Annotated in this window: 17 protein-coding genes; 1 reads left to right on the top strand and 16 read right to left on the bottom strand. The window is 45.8% G+C overall.

Going from position 1 to position 22,479, the window contains the following annotated elements; all coding sequences use genetic code 11:
* Positions 1-20: 20 nt before the first annotated feature.
* The 10 genes from L0J61_RS00085 to L0J61_RS00040 form a co-directional block, all read right to left on the bottom strand.
* Positions 21-941: a hydroxymethylglutaryl-CoA lyase gene (locus L0J61_RS00085; protein WP_301464275.1), complete on the bottom strand. Its 921-nt coding sequence runs from the start codon at positions 939-941 to the stop codon at positions 21-23.
* A gap of 41 nt (positions 942-982) precedes the next feature.
* The gene (locus L0J61_RS00080; protein WP_301464274.1) at positions 983-3,085 is read right to left on the bottom strand and encodes an acetyl/propionyl/methylcrotonyl-CoA carboxylase subunit alpha; all 2,103 of its coding nucleotides are present in this window, start codon (positions 3,083-3,085) and stop codon (positions 983-985) included.
* 42 nt (positions 3,086-3,127) lie between these two features.
* A complete protein-coding gene (locus L0J61_RS00075) occupies positions 3,128-3,946 on the bottom strand; it encodes an enoyl-CoA hydratase/isomerase family protein (protein WP_301464273.1) in 819 nt (272 codons plus the stop codon).
* A 227-nt stretch (positions 3,947-4,173) separates the two neighbouring features.
* Positions 4,174-5,784 carry a carboxyl transferase domain-containing protein gene (locus tag L0J61_RS00070; RefSeq protein WP_301464272.1) on the bottom strand — a complete coding sequence of 537 codons (1,611 nt, stop codon included), beginning with the start codon at positions 5,782-5,784 and terminating at the stop codon, positions 4,174-4,176.
* 116 nt (positions 5,785-5,900) lie between these two features.
* Positions 5,901-7,655 carry an AMP-binding protein gene (locus L0J61_RS00065; RefSeq protein ID WP_301464271.1) on the bottom strand — a complete coding sequence of 585 codons (1,755 nt, stop codon included), beginning with the start codon at positions 7,653-7,655 and terminating at the stop codon, positions 5,901-5,903.
* 345 nt (positions 7,656-8,000) lie between these two features.
* Positions 8,001-9,233, bottom strand: a complete 1,233-nt coding sequence (locus L0J61_RS00060) for an FAD-dependent oxidoreductase (protein WP_301464270.1) — start codon at positions 9,231-9,233, stop codon at positions 8,001-8,003.
* A gap of 189 nt (positions 9,234-9,422) precedes the next feature.
* Positions 9,423-10,154 carry an amino acid ABC transporter ATP-binding protein gene (locus L0J61_RS00055; RefSeq protein ID WP_301464288.1) on the bottom strand — a complete coding sequence of 244 codons (732 nt, stop codon included), beginning with the start codon at positions 10,152-10,154 and terminating at the stop codon, positions 9,423-9,425.
* Positions 10,155-10,372: 218 nt separating this feature from the next.
* Positions 10,373-11,041 carry an ABC transporter permease subunit gene (locus L0J61_RS00050; protein WP_301464269.1) on the bottom strand — a complete coding sequence of 223 codons (669 nt, stop codon included), beginning with the start codon at positions 11,039-11,041 and terminating at the stop codon, positions 10,373-10,375.
* The gene (locus L0J61_RS00045) at positions 11,038-11,784 is read right to left on the bottom strand and encodes an amino acid ABC transporter permease (protein WP_301464268.1); all 747 of its coding nucleotides are present in this window, start codon (positions 11,782-11,784) and stop codon (positions 11,038-11,040) included. The genes L0J61_RS00050 and L0J61_RS00045 overlap by 4 nt, the downstream gene beginning before the upstream one ends.
* A 91-nt stretch (positions 11,785-11,875) precedes the next feature.
* On the bottom strand, positions 11,876-12,841 hold the full coding sequence (locus L0J61_RS00040; RefSeq protein ID WP_301464267.1) for a glutamate/aspartate ABC transporter substrate-binding protein: 966 nt from the start codon (positions 12,839-12,841) through the stop codon (positions 11,876-11,878).
* 359 nt (positions 12,842-13,200) lie between these two features.
* On the opposite strand from L0J61_RS00040, the gene L0J61_RS00035 reads away from it, so the two are divergent.
* Positions 13,201-14,187 (top strand): Hsp33 family molecular chaperone HslO, encoded by a 987-nt coding sequence (locus tag L0J61_RS00035; RefSeq protein WP_301464266.1) that lies wholly within the window; start codon positions 13,201-13,203, stop codon positions 14,185-14,187.
* Positions 14,188-14,427: 240 nt separating this feature from the next.
* Here L0J61_RS00035 and L0J61_RS00030 read toward each other — a convergent pair whose 3' ends face one another.
* The 6 genes from L0J61_RS00030 to L0J61_RS00005 form a co-directional block, all read right to left on the bottom strand.
* Positions 14,428-15,906, bottom strand: a complete 1,479-nt coding sequence (locus tag L0J61_RS00030) for an alpha/beta fold hydrolase (protein ID WP_301464265.1) — start codon at positions 15,904-15,906, stop codon at positions 14,428-14,430.
* A 349-nt stretch (positions 15,907-16,255) separates the two neighbouring features.
* Positions 16,256-18,460 carry a PhoX family phosphatase gene (locus L0J61_RS00025; protein WP_301464264.1) on the bottom strand — a complete coding sequence of 735 codons (2,205 nt, stop codon included), beginning with the start codon at positions 18,458-18,460 and terminating at the stop codon, positions 16,256-16,258.
* A 289-nt stretch (positions 18,461-18,749) separates the two neighbouring features.
* Positions 18,750-19,466 carry a fumarylacetoacetate hydrolase family protein gene (locus L0J61_RS00020; RefSeq protein ID WP_301464263.1) on the bottom strand — a complete coding sequence of 239 codons (717 nt, stop codon included), beginning with the start codon at positions 19,464-19,466 and terminating at the stop codon, positions 18,750-18,752.
* A gap of 123 nt (positions 19,467-19,589) precedes the next feature.
* The gene (locus L0J61_RS00015) at positions 19,590-20,312 is read right to left on the bottom strand and encodes an ABC transporter permease (RefSeq protein WP_301464262.1); all 723 of its coding nucleotides are present in this window, start codon (positions 20,310-20,312) and stop codon (positions 19,590-19,592) included.
* A gap of 13 nt (positions 20,313-20,325) precedes the next feature.
* The gene (locus L0J61_RS00010) at positions 20,326-21,060 is read right to left on the bottom strand and encodes an ABC transporter permease (protein WP_301464261.1); all 735 of its coding nucleotides are present in this window, start codon (positions 21,058-21,060) and stop codon (positions 20,326-20,328) included.
* 657 nt (positions 21,061-21,717) lie between these two features.
* Complete coding sequence (locus tag L0J61_RS00005; RefSeq protein ID WP_301464260.1) at positions 21,718-22,428, bottom strand: transporter substrate-binding domain-containing protein; 711 nt, start codon at positions 22,426-22,428, stop codon at positions 21,718-21,720.
* Positions 22,429-22,479 lie beyond the last annotated feature (51 nt).

Raw genomic sequence — 22,479 nt, 5'->3', positions numbered from 1 at the left:
TTAATTTTTGCAATAATTTTTTAATGCTGACGTTTATTAATTAAGGCACGCGCCACGTTTGAGCCATTCGGACGTTTTAAGAACTCACTAATACGTTCACCTGCCACCACCAATTTTTCTAAATCGATGCCAGTGCTGATACCCATACCGTGCAGCATGTATACCACATCTTCGGTGGCAACATTGCCCGTTGCCCCTTTGGCGTATGGACAACCGCCGAGTCCAGCTACCGAAGTATCAAATTCGCTAACACCCATCTGCAGGGCTGCCAACGTATTACTTAACGCTTGACCATAGGTATCATGGAAATGCCCTGTGAGCTGAGTAATATCAGCATACTCTAGCGCTGCTTGGAGCGCGCGCTGCACTTTGAGCGGTGTACCAACCCCGATCGTATCAGCGATACCGATTTGCTCTGAACCAATCTCTATCAAGCGCTTGGTGACATACGCCACTTGGCTTGGATCAATCTCGCCTTCATAAGGACAACCAACTGTACAAGAGATGACACCACGTACTTTGATGCCTTGTACCTTAGCGGCGGCAGCAACAGGAGCAAAACGCTCAATACTTTCATCAATGCTACAATTGATATTTTTTTGGCTAAAGGTTTCACTGGCAGAACCAAATATCACGATTTCATCAGGGCGATGTGCGGTGGCGTTGTCAAAACCACGCATGTTTGGCACCAACACCGAGTAACAAACGTCAGCTGACCGTGAAGGTGCAAGTGCTTCCATCAGCGCGCTATTGTCACCCATTTGCGGCACCCACTTTGGTGACACAAAACTGGTCGCCTCTAGCTTTTTGACACCTGCTGCGATCAAGTCTTCGATCAGTGTTTGCTTAACTGCAGTCGGTACGGTTATTGCTTCGTTTTGCAGACCGTCACGTGGACTGACATCGACGATACGAACATGATCTGGATACGAGTGATTCATGCGTCTTATCCTTATATTTATTAGCCTTCGCTATATAGTTATTAGCTGTCGCTATCGATGCGCAGCAGCTCATCCCCATCAGCGACCAAATCACCTGCCCCAAACAGCAACTCTGCCACCACCCCATCTGTCGGTGCGGTAATTGTGTGCTCGATCTTCATGGCTTCGATCACCGCAAGTGGTTCGCCTTTTTTCACCGAATCGCCAACAGCGACCTTAAAGGCGACGACCTGCCCTGGCATCGGTGACTTCAGACTACCGACAGCGGCATTATCTTCGCCGACGTGCGCCATAATATCTATCAGGGTGATCTCATCACGTCCGCTATCGGTGAACACATATACCCTCTCATTGTGCGTCCAGCTCTGAGCGTTGATGCGTGCGCCATCTAGCCATAATGTATGATTGTGGCTATCATTGCTGATATAGCTGACTTGACTGTCATATACTGTCTCGGTCTCAGCAGCCACATTGATATTGACGCCTTCTTGAGCACTATCGACTACTTGCCCGATAACTAACTGAAAGCTACTAAGTCTATCCGCACTCTTTTTGCGATCAGAGTTATTGGCATTGTGCCAGTTGCTGATGCGCGCCTGATAAGCCTGCTCATCATAAATCAAGCTAAACGACCTTGTGTAATCGCCATAAGCTCGAAAGCCTGAAGACTGACTAAATGGATCGGCATCTGACCCTTGCGTAGCCTCTTCATCTGCCAGCTGCTGGCTGATAGCGGTCGCTACCAGCGTCGATAAATCCAACGGATGCTGATCAAAAAGAACTTCACGCTCACGTTCTATCAATGCCGTATCGAGATTGGCCTGACTAAACGACTCTGTATTTAAGATATAACGCAAAAACGCGACGTTGTTTGGTAAACCCACGATACGGGTTTGCGCTAAGGCTCGATCAAGTTTCGCCAACGCTTGCTCACGAGTCGGCGCGTGCACGATAAGCTTTGCAATCATAGAATCGTAAAACGGACTGATCACATCACTTTCCCGCACACCATCATCTATACGTACGTCCGCAACATCAAAAGTACTATGTTCAGGCTTTTGATAAGTGAACAACGTACCCGTCGCTGGCAAGAAGTCATTATCAGGGTTTTCAGCACAGATGCGGGCTTCGATAGCATGACCGTTGATCGAAATCTCATCTTGTGTTTTTGGTAGTGGCTGACCCGCAGCGACCAGCAATTGCCACTCGACCAAGTCGACACCAGTAATGGCCTCACTGACTGGATGCTCAACCTGCAGACGGGTATTCATCTCCATGAAATAAAAGCTCATCGAACCTTCACGCTGCTCAACGATAAACTCAACCGTACCTGCACCCACGTAGTCTACCGCACGCGCTGCATCTATCGCCGCTGTGCCCATGGCTTCACGCATGGCAGCATCCACACCCGGTGCGGGCGCTTCTTCTAACACTTTTTGGTGGCGACGCTGTACCGAGCAATCGCGCTCGAACAGGTGCACGTAATTGCCATGGGAATCACCAAAGACTTGAATTTCGATATGGCGTGGTTTTAGCGCGTATTTTTCAATCAATACTTGATCGTTACCAAAGCTGGTAATTGCCTCCCGGCGGCATGAGTCTAATAGATCGATAAAGTCGCTACTTTGCTCTACGATGCGCATTCCTTTACCACCACCACCTGCGCTCGCTTTTATCAAGACAGGATAACCGATGCTGTCGGCTTGCTGCTGCAAAAACTTCGCATCCTGATTATCGCCATGATAACCCGGTATGAGAGGCACGCCTGCTGCCTCCATCAATCGCTTGGATTCAGATTTACCACCCATCGCACGGATAGCATGAGCCGATGGACCGATAAACACCAAACCTGCATCGTGACATGCCTCAGCAAAGTCCGCATTTTCACTCAAAAATCCATAGCCCGGATGGATCGCTTGTGCACCAGTCTCTAGGGCAATCGCTATGATAGCATCGCCTTTCAGGTAACTGTCTTTGGGTGCTGAGCCGCCCAAGTAAACCGCCTCATCGCACACAGCGACATGCTTGGCTTCACGGTCAGCATCAGAATAAACAGCAACGGTACTTACGCCCAGACGCTTGGCAGTCGCTGCGACACGGCAGGCTATCTCACCACGGTTGGCGATTAAAATTTTAGAAAGCATAACAATCCCTGTGTTTTGTCTTTTTTATTTGTCGTTTGGTCTTTATTCAGACGACAACCAATCAGGCTTCCTTTTTTGCAAAAATGCCTGTACCCCTTCTTTGCCCTGCTCTGATGAGCGGATGTCTGCGATACCTTTGACAGTGCCGGCTATCAGCTCGTCGGTAATCGGCTCACCCGCTATATCATGTAATAACTGCTTGCAGGTTTTGACCGCATTGGGGCTGTTTTTGACCATTTTGGCACATAGTGTGGCCACTTCATCATCAAGCCACTCTTCACTGACCCGCTCATGGATAAAACCAAGCTGACGTGCTTTTTTGGCATCGAATACTTCTGCACTCAAGAAGTAACGCTGCGCAGCTCTGGTGCCCAATGCTTTTATAACATAAGGGCTAATCGTGGCTGGCGCCAATCCTAAACGCACTTCACTGAGGCAGAAGTTTGCAATCTTGACAGCGATGGCGACATCACAAACTGCCACCAAACCCATACCGCCTGCGTAGACATCACCTTGAATGGCAGCAATCGTGGGCTTTGGACATTCATAGATGGTTTTTAGCATTTGCGCCAATTTATCAGCATCCGCTAGGTTTTCTTCATAACTGTAATCTGCCATCGCTCGCATCCAGTTAAGATCGGCACCCGCGCAAAACGCCTTACCAGCTGCTGCTAACACGATGACACGTACCTCATCATCAGTACCCAACTTCGTGAAAGCCTCTGTCAACTCGGCAATCATTTCATCATTGAATGCGTTACGTATCTTTGGACGGTTCAATGTCACCGTCGCAACATGCTTATCGATATCAACCAATAAGCTTTTATAATTTTCAATGTTTTTGTTTTTCTCTTTTTGCATATCTCTCTCTGTTTTATTTAAGTCCAAATCAAAATATTAGGGTACACTTAACTCTTTAGAACGCATCCTAATCAGCTCGTAATCACGATAATACAAGCACATCGAATGACAGTTTACAAATCATCCTTATCTCTGTCTTACCTTCCAGTACTGAAGTTATAATGTATTATTATTAGCAAAGACTCATCATGAACGAGCTTCAATGCATTCACACTCTCTCGGCGTTTTTACATTCTAAAGATACCATAAGTCGTTTCTTCAATCGGTGCGTTATAAGCCGCGCTTAGCCCCAATGCTAATACTTGACGCGTATCGGCAGGATCAATCACCCCATCATCCCACAGCCGAGCTGTCGCATAGTATGGGTGACCTTGATCTTCATACATCTCACGAATAGGCGCTTTAAAGGCAGCTTCATCCTCATCACTCCATGCTTCGCCTTTGCGATCGAAATTGTCTCGTTTCACCGTAGCCAATACCGAGGCTGCTTGCTCGCCACCCATCACCGAAATACGTGCGTTTGGCCACATCCACAAGAAGCGCGGACTATAAGCGCGACCACACATGCCATAATTACCCGCACCGAACGAACCACCGACGATGACGGTAAATTTCGGCACTTTGGCATTGGCAACCGCCATCACCATCTTGGCACCGTGACGGGCAATGCCCTCATTTTCATATTTACGACCGACCATGAAGCCTGTGATATTTTGGAGAAATACCAAAGGGATTTTGCGCTTGCAACACAACTCGATAAAGTGCGTGCCTTTTTGCGCAGACTCACTAAATAAAATCCCGTTATTAGCGATAATTCCGACCGGCATACCTTCGATATGAGCAAAACCACACACCAAAGTAGTGCCGAAGCGTGCTTTAAATTCATCAAAGGCACTATCATCGACGATTCTTGCAATGATTTCTTTGATATCAAAAGGCTTGCGTTTGTCTGTTGGGATAATGCCATACAGTTCTTTGGCATCGTAACGAGGTGGACGTGGTGTGATTTGATTGGGAATATGCTTTTCAGAGCGATTTAGGTGACTGACGATGTTACGAGCAATGGACAATGCGTGCGTATCGTTCTGCGCTAAATGATCGACCACCCCTGACAGACGAGTATGCACATCACCACCGCCCAAATCTTCGGCGCTAACTTCTTCACCTGTTGCTGCCTTAACCAGTGGCGGACCACCTAAAAAGATAGTACCTTGGTCTTTGACGATGATAGACTCATCACTCATCGCTGGCACATACGCACCGCCGGCCGTACAACTGCCCATCACCACCGCTATCTGCGGAATACCTGCAGCACTCATATTAGCTTGATTAAAAAAGATACGCCCAAAATGCTCTTTATCAGGGAATACTTCATCCTGGTTGGGCAAGTTTGCGCCACCAGAGTCAACCAAATACACGCAAGGTAAGTTGTTTTCTTGCGCAATTTCCTGAGCACGCAGATGCTTCTTGACCGTCATCGGATAATAAGTGCCGCCTTTGACCGTGGCATCATTACAAACCACCATACATTCAGTACCATTGATACGGCCGATACCTGCAATCACACCAGCGGCAGGAATATCTTCGCCATACATATCATGCGCAGCCATCGGTGCTACTTCTAGAAACGGCGTACCGACATCCAACAGACGCTCGACGCGTTCTCGCGGAAGCAGTTTACCGCGCGCCAAATGCTTGGCACGTGCTCGCTCTGATCCACCTTGCACGACTTTACGTAGGTGCACATATAGGTCATCGACCACCTCTTGCATAGCGGCACTGTTTTGCTGAAATTCGCTTGCGTTTGGGCTCAGTTTACTGGTTATGATAGCGCTCATGATATCCCTTTTCTTTGATACGTAAATGCGAGTAATTTTTTATTTTAACCGATGGTTACTGTGGTCTTTACTCATGCAAGTTGTTGGTAAAGCAATAGAAGAATCCGTTTGATATTTTATAAACCCAACTCTTCTGTCATCTGCTCAATTATTTTGTACTTTTGAATTTTGCCCGTGATGGTCATCGGATACTCTGTCACAAAACGATAGTAAGCCGGCACTTTGTAATGGGCAATATTATCATTACAGAACTGACGCACTTCTTCTTCTGTCAAACTGTCAGGCTCTTTAGCGATAATCCACGCAGCCAATACTTCACCATAACGCTCGTCTGGCACGCCAACGATTTGTACATCACTGATCTTTGGATGACGGTATAAATAGTTTTCAATCTCGACCGGATAGATATTCTCGCCACCACGGATGACCACATCCTTACTACGACCAACTATCTTGACGTAGCCATCTTCATCCATGGTTGCCAAATCACCCGTATACATCCAGCCGTCTTGAATGGCTTCACGAGTCTTGAAGCGACTTCCCCAGTACCCTTTCATCACTGAATAACCACGTGTTAGCAGCTCACCCGTCTCACCCAGAGGCACGATTTCACCCGTGGCAGTGTCGACGACTTTCACTTCAAGCGCAGGCTGTACCAGCCCTACTGTCGATACCTGTTTATCAAGCGGCGTGTGCTTATTGGTCTGACAAGACACTGGACTGGTCTCAGTCATACCATAAGCGATGGTGACCTCTTCCATATGCATCTTGTCGATGACACGGCGCATAACTTCAATCGGACAGCTAGAGCCTGCCATGATACCTGTGCGCAAGGTCGACAGATCAAACGTCTCAAACTCTGGATGATCCAGCTCAGCGATAAACATCGTTGGCACGCCATGCAAACCCGTGCACTTTTCTTCTTCGACTGCTCGTAATACCGACAATGGCTCAAAACCATCATTTGGATAAACGATACAACCGCCATGTGTGAGAATCGCTAAGTTGCCAAGCACCATCCCAAAGCAATGATATAGCGGTACCGGAATGCACAGTCTATCTTCTTCGGTAAGGTTCATAGCCTCACCGATAAAATAGCCGTTATTAAGAATATTGCGATGACTTAAAGTAGCACCTTTTGGCGTACCTGTCGTGCCACTGGTGAATTGCACATTGATCGCATCGGTGTTTTTGAGCTGGGCTTGGCGCTCTGCCACTCGTGGGTCGTTGGCATCACCTTCTGCCATCCATTCAGAAAACTTCTGCATATAATTAAACGATTCATCACTACCAGGCTCATCGATCCAAACGATACGCTCAATCGTTGGAATCTCGACCAAATCAAGTTGAGTGTAGTCTTTATGGTATATCTCAGGACACAACTCATGAATCAGCTGTGCATAGTCACTACTCTTGAAATGACGCATAAGCACCAACGCAGAGCAGCCCAGTTTATTGAGCGCATATTGCAGCTCAAAGGTACGATATGCGGGGTTTATATTGACAAGGATAATGCCGACCTTAGCGGTCGCCAGCTGCATTAGTAGCCATTCAGCATTGTTGTGCGACCAAATACCGATACGATCGCCAATCTCCAACCCCATTTCAATCAAACTGCTCGCCAGCTGATTGACTTGTTGCTGTAGCTCACGGTACGTCCAGCGGATGTTTTGGTGGCTAGAAACCAATGCTTCGCGCTCAGGATACTTTGACACGATAGCATCAAAGAAGTCACCGATTGTGGCTTCAATGAGTGGTACTTCAGGGCCTTTATCATAGCTTTGGGTCAATGGCGCATTTGCTGAGCACGCACCCATGTTCACGGTAGGGATATTTTCTAAAATGCCATCCAATGCAATAGTTTGTGTCATAACGAGTCCTTTCGTTTTACGTTTCATAATACTCAACAATCACCTACAGGCAGATTTATCTTCCTTGAGTATAATCATATATAGCTCAATACTACACCGTATAAAACAAGGAAGTCAACAATAATGATACGATACGTATCGTATTATAAAGTGATGTAGTGCTATTATTTATCGAACATATCACGAACTCATGACAAAATTTTGACGTAAAAAAACCAGCCACTTAATAGTTAATGTGACTGGCTAATTTAGCACTTTTCGGATAATTGGTACTTTTAGGGATAATTGGTACTTCTCGGATAATATTTGGAGAGCGATAGTCAATAAGCCCTATTAACCGTTTTCTTATGCTTTGGCTGTGGCCGGCGCTTTGATAGTAGCTGTCGCGCTCACTGTATCATCGTCACCTAGCAACTCCATGATCAGCTCGTCGTCATTTTCGGTCTTGATTTGCCAATCACCAGTTGCTTGCGGCACACCTGTTACCATCACAGAAATGGCTTTGTTTTTTAGACGAATCATCGGTGGTTTGTGCTCATAGCCATTATGATCATGTCCCAAAATATCATCAGCGATGGTCGCAGCCTGTGCTCTCAGTGGCGCAACATAGCGACAGGCAACACCATCGATAGACATACAATCACCAATAGCATAAATATTGTCAGCCTTGGTACGCAATGTCGTCGCATCGACTACGATACCTGTGCGACGGTCGAATTCAACACCAGCCGCGGTGGGTAATTGAGTATCAACTGTTAAACCCGTACTGGCAATCACGTGATCCACGACCAAAGTCTCGAGCGGCTGAGCCGAACTACTATCTTCGTCAGATGCGAGTGGTTGATAGTCTACCTGCAGCTTTCCATCATCACCACCATCACTGATACGAGTCACGGCAGATACTTGATATCCGCCCAAAAACTGAATGCCCTGCGACTCAATAGCCTTGGCGATACGAGCAGTTGCCTTGGCTGGTAGCATTTGTGAAAGTGGCGCATCATTCAAATCGATGAGCGAGACTTGATGACCCGCTTTTAATAAATCCTCAGCTATTTCTGTTCCTACCATACCAGCGCCAACGATAGCGACGTGTTGACTACCATCTGCTAGTTTTTCTTGCAACTGTCCAAAACGCTCAATGTGATTGACATGCCACACCAAATTCTCTGGCAAGCTTTTGGGGAAAATAGGATGCGCGCCCATCGCAAGTATCAGCTTGCCGTAGTCAGCCGTAGCATAATTGGTATAGACAGGATCTGAACGCAGTGCTGAGACAAGCTGTAACTGCTGACTGGCAGCGTCAATATCCGTCACTTGTGTATTGGCAAGCAATTTGATATTGGCAGCTTCTGCTGCATCCGCGCCCGTCGCTCTGACTAAGTCTGCTGCGCTTTTCTTTTGACTGATGGCCATAGTCAACATTGGCTTGTGATAACGATCCCCACTATCAGCGGTGATTAAAGTAATCGGAATGTCTTTGTCTTTGGCACGAACTGCGTCGACGACATGCCAGCCCGCTAAACCTGCACCGATAATGACGATCCCGTTTTCTGGTGTTTCTGCATTTTTTGTATTCATATTAGCTCCAGTATTATGTATGAATTATTCTAATTTTTGGCATGTTGACCGCTATTGTATCAGTAAACAACCATGCACTTATATAGTCGAGTCGATGGCCACTCTCATCCATATCAACCCTAATATACTGTCATAAAAAAGCGCCTATGAATGCATAGACGCTTGGCAATACTGCAGATAAGTATATTTTTAATGATTGAGAATCTTGGACAAAAACTGCTGAGCACGCTCGCTTTTTGCACCTTCAAAAAACTCGTCTTTACTACAATTCTCAACGACGTGTCCTTCATCCATAAAAATAATACGATTGGCCACCTGACGAGCAAACCCCATTTCATGGGTCACACACATCATCGTCATGCCTTCGCGAGTCAACTCAACCATCACATCAAGCACTTCCTGAATCATCTCAGGATCAAGCGCTGAGGTTGGCTCATCAAACAACATAGCGATTGGATCCATCGCCAATGCACGCGCGATCGCGACACGTTGTTGTTGTCCACCCGATAGCTCGGCTGGATACTTTGCCGCTTGGGCGGTTAAACCCACACGATCGAGATAACCCATCGCTTTTTTCTTGGCTTCCGCTTCCTTACGACCCAGTACTTTGATTTGTGCAACTGTCAAATTATCAATAATCGTCAAGTGCGGAAACAGCTCAAAATGCTGAAAAACCATGCCAACGCGGCTGCGTAATTTGGGTAAATTGGTCTTCGAATCACCAACTGAGATGCCATTGACCATGATTTCACCTTTTTGAAAAGGTTCTAAGCCATTAACAGTTTTGATCAGCGTTGATTTACCGCTACCTGATGGACCACAAACCACCACCACATCGCCTCTATGTACATGCGCTGTGCAGTCGGTCAAGACTTGAAAGTCACCATACCATTTGCTAACACTGTCCATCTCGACGACCATCTCGTCAGTGGCGTGACTGCTGTTAGTCACTAGTCCGCCAAAGTCATTTATGTGTGTATCAGCTTTGCTCATCGCAGGCTCCTAGCCGTTTCATCTTTGGATAATGGTTGGTATATATAACGCTCTTTTGGCGTACCATCGTTACTCAGTACTATGTTCTATCAGTACTATGCTCTATATATCGCTCCACGTTTAATGCTACTTATCAAAGCTTTACTTCAAAATCTTAAACGTTTTTGTACCTGCTGTACGCCGATAGAGGCACTGAGGCTGATGATAAAGTAGACGGCACCTGCACCTAAAATATAAGGGGTCAGTATACCCATCAGCTCTCCCCGTACATAGGCTGCACGGAAGAAGTCCGTCAAGCCAATGGCAAATACCAGCGTCGTGTCTTGGAATAAAATAATACATTGCTGCAGTATCAGTGGTAGCATTTTTCGAAATGCTTGCGGTAAAATTACCAAGCGCATCGTTTGACTATATGTCATGCCAAGCGCTTTGGCGGCATTGATTTGTCCATTGCCTATCGACTGAATACCGGCTCGTACGACCTCAGAAAAATAGGCTGCTTCGAACATCATAAAGGCGACGACACAAGAGGCAAAAGCAGCATCTAACTGCAAGTATTTTCCTGCCACCCAAAAGTAGATCATCGGTACCGCAAAGTAAAACCACAACAATACTAATAGCAGTGGCACAGAACGAAAAAAGTTGACGTATAGCTTGGCTGGCACCTCGAGCACTTTAATGCCCGACAAACGCATCAAGGCCAGTACGGTTCCTAAACTGATGCCGCCTAAAATCGCCAAAAATAACACTTTTAGCGTCGTTATCATGCCGTTTAGTAGCCCAGGATAAGCAATTGCAAGTTCAGTCATGTTCATTTTTGACTCCCTGCGATAAGTCCAGGTACACGTAGCTTACGCTCGATCAGCCCCATAATAGCAATCAAGGACAGATTGAATACCAAGTAGATAATCGTCGCGTAGGTATAAATCTCAAGATTGTTTTGTGTGTATTCGCTAATGGTTTTGGTTTGACTGATAAGCTCCATCACACCGACTAAAGAAGCGACGGACGCATTTTTGAAGCAGTTGGTTAGCTCAGAGCTTAGAGGCGGTAAGATAATACGAAAGGCTTGTGGTAACAGCACCTCTTTATATACCTGAGGAACCGAAAACCCAAGCGCATATGCGGCATTGGTTTGTCCTTGTGGCAGCGACTCAATACCAGTACGCACCTGCTCAACGATACGCGCGGCCGTGAATAACCCAAGACCGATACTCGCTGAAAGCATCGCCGATGTGTTCGGTGACAAGTCTCTATACCACCACTCTTGCAGCGCAGGCGTCAGCCAACCAGGCGCGACATAAAACCAAAAAAACAGTTGGATAAGTAAAGGAATATTGCGGAAGAAAGTAACATAGGCCGTGCCGATGCGACGAGCCGTTTTGTTGGGTAGCGTACGCATGATACCGAAGACAGTACCGACGATCATGGCAATCGTCCAAGCGATACTACCGATCAATAGCAGCCAACCAAGACCAGTGATCATCCAGTGGATGTATAGCTCGTTACCGATACCAGTCTGCTCAAAGAGCACACCCCAGTTCCAGCTATAATTCATAACAGTCGCTCCAAGCTACGATAATTGAGCTTGCATGCTAGAGGAATACACTAGCACGCAAGTAAGCTATATTGAGGGACAACAGAAATGACTATTCAGCGGCAGCTTGAGGTTGAGCGCTGTCATGTGGATTGGCAATGAGTGCTTTTAGGTTATCTGACATCTCAAAGTTCAAATTGACATTTTTTGGAGGGATAGGATTTAAGAACCACTTGTCATAAATACTATTGATTTCGCCTGAGCTAAAGACTTCTGTCAAGGCGTCGTCAACCACTGCCTTAAATTCAGGGTCGTCGTTACGCATCATACAACCATAAATTTCAAACGATTGTGGCTCGCCAACGATAACCCATTCATCAGGATTTTCAGCTTTGGCTTTTTCACCAGCAAGGAGTACATCATCCATCATAAAGGCATCAGCACGACCGTTTTCTAACATAAGGAAACCTTCACCATGATCTTTGGCTGAGATGATGTTGGTATCCATTTGGTTTTCGTCGACATATTGACGGATATAACGCTCTGACGTCGTGCCAGCAGTCGTGACTAGCGTGTTACCTTCCAGATCATCAAAACTATTGATACCTGAATCAACATTGGTCAACAGGCGGGTACCAATCTCAAAGAAACCGTTAGAGAAGGCAACTTGTTTTTGACGCTCTTCGTTGTTGGTTGTTGAACCACACTCAAAATCAACCGTACCGTTTTGTACCAATGGAATACGAGTTTGTGAAGTAATGAGGTTATAACGGACGTTTAGATCTGGCATATCCAGCTCTTGCTTGACCGCTTCCACGACTTTCATTTCTAAGTCATGTGCGTAACCCATCGGCTGATTTGGGTCGTCAGCAATGTAAGAAAAAGGAATAGAGGAGTCACGATGCCCTACTACGATAGTGCCTGAGTCTTTGATTTTTTGGAGCGTACCGCCCATATCGGCAGCAGCTTCTGTACCAGTTGCTTCGTCAGTAGTCGTGTCGCTGCTGTTATTACAACCTGTTAGCGCTAGCGCTACTAAGGCAGCAAAAGTCAACGGCTTGGAAAATGAGTAAGTCATAAAATACATCCCTCTATCACAAAGTTAAATGAGTGCCTGAAAAAAATAGATCTGATCGCTCACTCGATCTACAACCTTCCCGCATTCATACAATTGTTGCTGCTACTTTTCAAAATGAAACTCAATATTACTTTACAACAAATTTATGTGAATTGTCGATTTTTTTATCAAAGTCATTCTGTCGTCATATGTCTTCTGTTTTATGCAGACAGAATCGTTGATTATTGTTATGCTAAAAATTGTACAAACATAGACCATTCATCAAACAAGAAATATGTGTGTGCAGTGTGCTAGGATTGATTGATAAATCAGCAATAATCCCCATAAAGCTACCAACCTCTCAACACTACAAATGACTTATGAATCCAGAAAATCCAGTCCCAAATACAGACAGCCAAATCACTGACGACCATAGTACTGACGACGTGCGCCAACGTTTTTTCATCGAAGACTCTCCAGTGCGCGGCGACGTAGTGCGCCTATCACGTAGCTATGCGAGCACGATTGCACAAAAGCCCTACCCTGAGGCCATCAAACGCTTACTAGGGGAAATGCTGACAGCGGCAAGCTTGCTGATCGGTACCGTAAAAATTAACGGTCGCCTGTCTATCCAATTACAATCCTCTGACGACGACAGCCTGCTCAACTGGGCAATGGCCGAGTGCGATCAAAACGGCATCATTCGTGCACTTGCCAGCTGGAAAGCCGACACCGATGAACAAGCGCAAGCTTGGAAGAGCATGACACATGCCAAAGAAGCATTTGCCGAGCTAGGCGCCAGCGGGCAAGGCGTGTTGTTTATCAACATCCAACCTGATGGTGGCGAGCCTTACCAAGGTATCGTGGAACGCAGTCATGACAATTTGGCGGACTGTTTGGCACACTATCAAAAACAATCAGCACAGATTCCAACGCTGATCAATCTGGCATCAGATGGTCTGCAAGCCGGCGGCATACTCGTGCAGATGCTACCTCGCTCAGCTGAAGAAACCTACGAAGTCGAGCAAAATCAAGATGCTGGCATCGACGACGACCTATGGGTACGTTTGAGTGTCTTGACCCGCACAGTGAAGGCGGAAGAGCTGACCACGCTTGATACCAACGAGATTCTTTATCGCTTGTATCATGAAGAAAACGTCGTAGCGCCTGACCCTGTCGCCTTGTCGTTTGGCTGCACCTGCTCACGCGAAAAATGCGAAATAGCAATCGAGCAAATCGGCGAAGCAGAAGCTTTGGATATCATTGAAGAACAAGGCGGTACGTTTGAAATGGATTGTGGGTTTTGCGGTGAGATCTACAAGTTTAATAAAGACGATGTGGCGGCCATATTTGCCAACAAATTTTAATTAGAGCCTGTCCTCATTTAAAAAAATGATAGAAGTAAAATAAATCGCTGCTAAGAAAGATAGCGCAGATGGCTTAATTGAAGGCGAACCCTAACAGCTGTAGCTGCAATTACAACTGTAACTCGATAACAGTATGTCTCAGTATTCACAAAAAAGCCCTCAAGTGCGATACTTGAGGGCTTTTATTTGGCTGTTTGTTTGGTGTATTGGGATTGATGGTTAGGCTTGATGGTTAAGTTGCTATAGCAACAAACCCAAGCTTCTGGGATAAGAGTATATACGTGGTTTCCCAGTATAATCGCTGTGACCATTGTCCAACAACCATTCGACCACTTGCTCTCTCACCCTTCTGCTATGAATTAAATTCATATGGCTCACACTATAGAACATAGCTTTATGCCCCTCAGGAACAAACAAAGCATGCTCCACATCGTCTTCACCCAACGCAGAAGCCACCGATACCAAACCATCACCTAACATGTTGGTCATCTTGGAATCAAAATGCGTTTCCACTAAAGCGCTAGCAACGAAGTAGGTCTTGATGCCACTTGGCAATTTAGTAGGATGACGAAAATCTTGTGGCAACACACTACGTTGATCCAGCGTCTTCCAATCAGCATCGAGGATACTACCATGCCGTAGGTCTATAATACCTGCACTACGCATTTCACCCAACTTTGCTAATGAGCCTGCAAACGGCAGTTTTGCAATAATCTCCTGCACGTAATTGCCAATACGCTCCAATACCGCACCGTGATGTGGTGAGCCCAAAGTGATGAGGTTGCCCACTCGTTTGACCCATTCAAAGTGATCTTGCTCACCATAAAACAGTGCACTGCGAGCAACCAACCCACCCATACTGTGCCCGACGAGGTCTATCTGGCTGATATTGGGATTATCGTCTACCAATCCCTGTAGAAATTTGCTGAGCTGTCGACCATTCCGTGATATGCGTCGCCCAGTATTATAATCAAGCATCAGTACCGTGGTATCTGGCTGACTGATGCTGATGGCTTCACTCAAATCATTGCCTTTTTTCGACTGCCAGCTCAAGTGGCTCATACATAAACCATGACATAAAATAACCACGCGACCTGAAAGTCCACTACGCTGTGCGTTGCCTTCTTTATCGTATAGCACCATCGGAATCGCAAGTGCATTTTGATTATTGACCAAATGATCGCCCATCACGCCATTCAACACATTGACCAGCTTTTTTAGCGAATCTGGCAGTGGTTGTACCGTTTTTCTGTTGACAATTTTTTTGTACACTCGTAACACCGAGCCCAAATTGTCACCTACCGTCATCATGACTTGGCGTATCGTGCCGTATAGACGCCCAGTGATACTACGCTGCCAATTGTTCAATTGGTTTTCGTTAAATCGACCTAATGGGCGCAGAATGACCTCGCGATGGATGGCTTCTACGATATCAGTAACCTCTACCACGCCCATGGTCGCTAGCTGTGCTAAGCCCTCAAAGAAATCAGTAAGGTGGACAGGATGCGTCGTCGTCTCACCGCCTTCATCCGCCTGTAATTTGACGATTTCCTCAATATCGATGGCTTCAAGCTGGTCTATTTGCTCATACCAGTCGCGGTGCGACGGCTCACTAGGCTCTGAGGGAAAGTGTGCCTCAAGCTCATGCTGGTCATTAGCGCCATTATGCGCATAACCATCGTTCACACTGTCTGTATAAAGCAAATTTAGGCTACTCATTCAGTTGATATATATTAGTGAATATTAAAGATAGTTTAATATAGTAGCCTGTAAATACGACAAATAGAAGAGAATCCTGTGATTTATATGCACAACTTAGGCAGACTTGCACAAAAAATAGGTGAAGATAATTCATAGAACAAGCTGATTTAAAAATAAAAGACGAGACCAGTCTTACAGTCCGTCATACTCATGTAAAGTCAGCTACCAGTGGAAATAAGCCTGTCGTTAGATTCTTATAGAGACTATAGTCAGAACACAAAAAACAAAAACCCCAAGCTTAACTTGAGGTTCTCAATGGTAATATATTTATATAAAAGCGACGTATATTGATGCCAGATATAGACGACTATTCCGTGAATGACTCGGCCAATATGGCTTCACCGTCATCCTTGGTAATCATGACTGTTGCAGAGCGTGGCGTACTACCGCCTTCGACGGCACCCCAAGCGTTACCAGGATGCTGGATATTGATAAATAGCGTCTTGAAATCTGGCGTCATCGTAATACCTGTTACCTCACAACCTTCAGGACCAACGAAGAAACGTTTGATATTGTCATTACTTGCCGGCATACCAATTCGAGTTTGTTGCCCAGCTGAAGTGGTGATGATTTCTCCATCATCTACTGCACCTGGTAATGCTGCCAATAACATACAGCTACTCGTATCAGTGTAAGCGCCATCATCCGTCTGAATCCATAGCACACCACGAGGATCAAAATACAGCCCATCTGGCGATGACAAGTCGTTATTATCATTTAATTGTGACAGGTTCTCTGCCGTCAGATCACTCGGTGAGGCAAATAGATAGATATCCCACTGAAAGCTCATGGCTGCATGATCGCCACCGGCCTCTGCCCAGCGAATGATATGCCCGTTGTCATTACCGCCATCATTATAGCTACGCGGGTTTGAGGCAGAAACAGGCTGATCATCTCGCTCGCCACGATATCTATTATTGGTCAGAGTGATGTACACTTCACCTGTCATCGGACTGACGGATACCCACTCAGGGCGATCCATCTTGGTAGCACCGAGTGCATCAGCAGCAGCACGAGCAAAGATTAAAACTTCATCCTGACCATTGAATGCCATCTCGCTATTGGCAGCATCCAGTCCATTTTGTCCATGAGCTAGCGGTTTCCATTCGCCACTGCCATCCTCATTGAATATCGCGACATATAGCGTCCCATCATCCATATATTTGTCACCCGCGCTCAGTCCGCCGCCAATATCAGCATTTGACCAGGTAGCAGTCGAGACAAACTTATAGATATATTCACCGCGAGCATCGTCACCCATGTAAAAGACGACTGGCTTGCCTTCTTCAACTGGTGCATAGGCACAGTTTTCATGAGCAAAACGTCCTAATGCCGTGCGCTTTTTTGGCATGGTATTTTTATCGAAAGGATCAATTTCAGTGATATAACCAAAAGTGTTATAAGCATTGCGATAATCATCGGCAGCATTGGCACCCACCGCAGTCATATCCCAACGTGCAAATTCATCGTCTATCGTGGCGTCTTCATTTTTAGGACTATGCCATAGATAACCCCAGCCGGGGAAGTTCTCTATGGCACCGTAGCGCTCACGACCATAATTTTGTGCAGCACTTAGCTTCTCGGCATCTTGCCCACGAGCGAAAACCCCTAAGAAGTTTTCTTCGGTGGTTAGATAAGTGCCCCAAGGTGACAATCCTGAACCGCAGTTGTTATTGATACCACGTGTCTTATGGCCTGTTGGATCAAACTTAGTCTTGGTCAAATCAGATCCAGCAACAGGACCCGTCAACTGAGACGTGGTCGTACTGGTAATACGGCGGTTGTATTTAGAATCGAGAACCATCTCATAACCCACACCATCAGCACGACGTTTCATTTCTACCACAGCGACGCCATGACAGTTAACTTCACGGCGAACATCAGTGGCAAGACGACGAGTTTGGAAAATTGGATCGGCGTCATCATCTTCAATCGTAAGATATCCATGAGGACTCAGCTCTGCACTATTTACGTATTCATGATTCATCACCAGCAGACCGCCTTCGGAAGCTTTGGCATCGTAGTTATTGCCTGTTTTACCGAAAAACCACATGCCATCATGGTTATCACCCATACGCCAGTCAAACGACTCAGCAGACTGTTCACGATTGTCTTTCCATTCATCAATACCAGACATCAATGGCGTACCCAAAGGTAAAATCATTTCAGCTGTGTAGCCTTCTGCGACGCTCATCTCTGCTGCTGTCGAGTGTGCCACTGGCGAAAACTTTAAGGTCTCTGGACGCGTCAGATCACCTTGTGCAGGGATAGCAGCATCGCCACCAACGACAGTGGAGCCACTGTCGTCATCATCACTACAGCCAACTAGAGGAATCGCACCAAAAAACGCTGCCGCTGTCAGTCCCGTACCACCTTTTAAGATACTGCGACGATGCAAACGACGATCAAGAATGGTTTGGAAGTCAGTATTATTGGTTGGATTAGAGTCTTCAACGACTTCGTGGGCGAGATTCTGCTGATTATTTATTTGATTGTTATTCAATAGCGTCATGGTCAGTCACCTTGCTGTTGGCTAGATTGGCTTAGAAAGTTTTTTGCAGCTTGATAATAGTCACCACAAAATGCGAATTCCGCTTAAGTCTACTGAGCATTTATGACAAAACGTTGAAAAGTCCTCATTGATCTAATGATAAATTTTCTGGCTATTCATACAAAAAAAAAGAATCCAAGCAATGCTTGGATTCCTTTTATACTATGGCGTGACGCTTATACTTCTTAAGATACTGATATTTTTAATGGTTTTTTAAATAAAAACAAAGGCTAAACAGTTTGATGCTAATCTACTGAACCTGCGCCTTCCATTCATGCGCACCTAACGCCAGTTTTAACTGGTCTCCAGCATGCAATACACCGACGCCACTCGGTGTTCCAGTCATAATCACATCGCCCGCTTGGAGGCTAAAAGCATGGCTAATATTAACCAATAACTCATAGACGGGATATAGCATCAGAGCACTATCACCATCTTGCGCCAGCTCATTATTGATATATAGCTGATACTCGACATTGCTAAAATCACCAAATGCCTGTGGAGCCAACCAGTCTGCCAACACACAAGAACCGTCAAAACACTTGGCACGCTCCCAGGGGTGACTTTTTTCTTTTAACTCAGACTGCAAATCACGCAAGGTCAAATCCAATCCCAAAGTCACACCACCGATCGACTGCTTTGCCTCTTCTAGCGTCGCGGCTGACAAGTCATTTGCTAGCTGAACGCATAGTTCCGCTTCATAGTGTGTATCGCCGAGCACTTGGTCATTTGGACGAATAATACCTTGACGAATAGACACCACAGCAGATGCTGGCTTTATGAATAATAAAGGCGTGGTTGGTATCTCATTACCCAACTCGTGAGCATGAGCGGCATAATTACGACCCACACAGACTACCTTGCCGATAGGCTCACGAATCTGTTGGGTAGCGCTTACCGCATTTTTATTCTCATTGATGCCCGCTACGATGGCATTGGCTAACGGCATATGTGATGATTGACTCATACTCGGCTCTCTCTAAATAATAGGGCGTATTTGATTATTCGACCAGACCGTTTTACCTGCCCTGAAACTATGCAATTATGAAACTACGCAACTTTTCTACCATAAAATAACGACCTTTCACCACTAAATCGTTTTGGTCACGACATCTGGTGGTACGTAGCTGGTATGACGATTCATTCTTTTTTCAAACAACCTAAAGCTAAACAGAATGACCCAAGACAATAATAGATAGACAATACCCGCGGCAAAGAACAGCTCCATCAAGGTATAAGTACGGGCACTGATCGTACGCGCAACACCAGTGACATCCATCAAAGCAATGGTCGAAGCCAACGCACTGCCTTTCAGCATGAAGATCACTTCATTACTATAAGCAGGGATGACTATACCAAAGGCACGTGGCAAAGTAATTCGTGTGAGCTTTTGCCATTTCGACATCCCTAGCGCATCGGCAGCCTCTAGCTCACCAGTTGGAATGGTTTGAATCGCACCGCGAATGATTTCTGCCAAATAAGCGCTGGTATTCATGGTAAAGGCGATGATTGCACACCAGTAGGCCTGACTGAGTATAGGATCCCACAAGAACGAATCACGCACTGCTTCAAACTGTCCCAAACCATAATAAATCAGGAATATCTGCACCAGCAACGGCGTGCCGCGAAAAAAGAAAATATAAAGAAAGGGAAGTACTTGTACTGCCCAACTTTTAGACAGACGCAGCAATGCCAAGATCAGACCGAAAAACAGCCCGATGATGCCTGAAATTACCACCAGCTGTACGGTCAATACCGCGCCACCCAATAAATCAGGAATATGCTCAAAGATGACCTGCCAATTCCAATCCATAGTATCTCTCCCCCTATCCTATGGTCGATTGACGTTGTGTTGATTGACGGCTTATTTTTTTCGCATAGCGCGACGCGGGATTGGCGCGCCACTCAAGCCACATCATAAAGCCAGTAATCAGCATGGTCAGACCCAAATATATCATTGCTGCTGCCATATAAAAGGTAAAAGGCTGCTGCGTGGATTGAGCCGCACGCGAAGACTGATACATAATATCTTTTAAGCCCACGACAGAGACCAGTGCCGTGTCCTTGAGCAACACTAAAAATAAATTGCCCAACCCTGGCAACGCAATCTGCCATACCTGCGGCAAAGTAATGCGATAAAAGGTCTGAAAAGGACGCATACCTATCGCTTGCGCAGCTTCTTTTTGTCCGACTGGAATCTCTTGAATCGACATACGAAATATTTCAGTCGCATAAGCGCCGAAAGCGATTGACAGCGCCATCACCCCGCCCCAAAAAGCACTAACCTCTACATATTCGTTGTAACCAAACTTCTTGAGGATACTCATCAGCAGTATGGAACCGCCGTAATAGATAAATAGTACCAATAGCAGCTCTGGAATACCACGCATGGTGGCGGTGTAGACAGTCACAAGCTTACGCAGCAGCCAGATATTAGACAGCTTTGCAGTTGCGCCAAGCAAACCCAAAACCAAGCCAATGACTACGCTGGTCAAAGCAAGCTTTATAGTGACCGTAGCACCGCTCAGTAAAAGCGCGCCAAACCCTTGTAAATCAAACACAATTATCCACTCAGTCTCTTTATATTAGCAAGTTGCCAAATATGAGTTAAAAGAATCAGCATCAATAGCTGAGCGCTGTTAATAACCGTATTGTAGATCAGTGGGATACTGATCCTTTGCCTCATAGACTGACGTGAGGGTCGTAGGTTTACAGCTGCTTAATTGACACAGTAGAAATGAGCCCCGATTTTATCATAATCCCTCGCCGTGATGTTAATACTGACGCGTATAAGCGACGTCAACTGGGTACTTATCTCTCCATGTATCAAACATAGTTAAAATGTTTTTAAAACCACTACGGGATTGCTGGTGTCAATTTTTTGCAGCCTCTGTCTGCGTTGGCACAGCAAGCAAGAGAAATTTGCACCAGCCTTATTTATTTTAGCGATGTTAATTTTAGCGATGTCACTTTCCACCGACTATGAATTGAACGATATTGCATCAATAACGCCGACCGACAATCTCTAGAAAATCGATCTCCAAACCTGTAGAGCATAAAAAAGGGCATCACCCTGACGGGGATACCCTCGATAATAACTACTAATCTACAGCTCCAAATCATAATCACGAGCTATAATCACGAACTAGAGCCAAAAACTAGAGATTAAAAAAATCGCAGCCGTTCGTTCATAGCTCGTGCGGCGATGCACGGTGGTATTAGTTTGCTACTTCTTCTGTCGGCTCTTCTTCAGTGACCGTCACGTCAGCGTCGGCAGTCTGTGCAGCAGCAGTTGAGCTGGTGCCAAAATAGCTGCCTGTGATTTGGTCATAAGTACCATTATCTTTTATTTCAGCTAGCGCAGTATTGAACTTGGCAACCAATTCATCACCCTTACGGAAAGCAATACCCATCGCATCGTCGTTAGTACTGATTTCGTCGCCTTTGATTTCATAGTCCTGACCCGCTTCTGTTTTAAGCCAGTCATTACCGATCACTTTATCAGACATCATACCGCGGACTCGACCCGAGGTAAGATCCAAATAGGCATTGTCTTGGGTATCATAGAGCTTGATATCTGCATCGGCATGCTCGTCTTGCAGATATTGCGACGCAACCGTCGAGCGCTGCGACCCAATAGCTTCGCCTGCTAGGCTATCGATACTCAGATCATCACCTTTTTTACCGATCAAAATAATACCACTGTAAAAATATGGTTCACTGAACTCCACAACTTCTTGACGCTCAGGAGTAATCGACATACCAGCAATAATGGCGTCAAATTTTTGCGCATTTAGACCTGGAATCAAACCATCCCAGTCTTGGGAAATAACGTCGCACTCTGCGTTCATTTGTGTGCATAACGCATCAACTAGTTCCATCTCATAACCGATAAGGTTGCCTTCAGCATCGGTATAACTAAAAGGCATGAACTACCCACTACCTTAGAGGTAGGGGTTTCTTAGGTAATGCTCATACTT

It is taken from the genome of Psychrobacter sp., assembly GCF_030457785.1.
GTDB lineage: Bacteria > Pseudomonadota > Gammaproteobacteria > Pseudomonadales > Moraxellaceae > Psychrobacter.
This window is presented reverse-complemented; position numbering and strand designations above follow the sequence as displayed.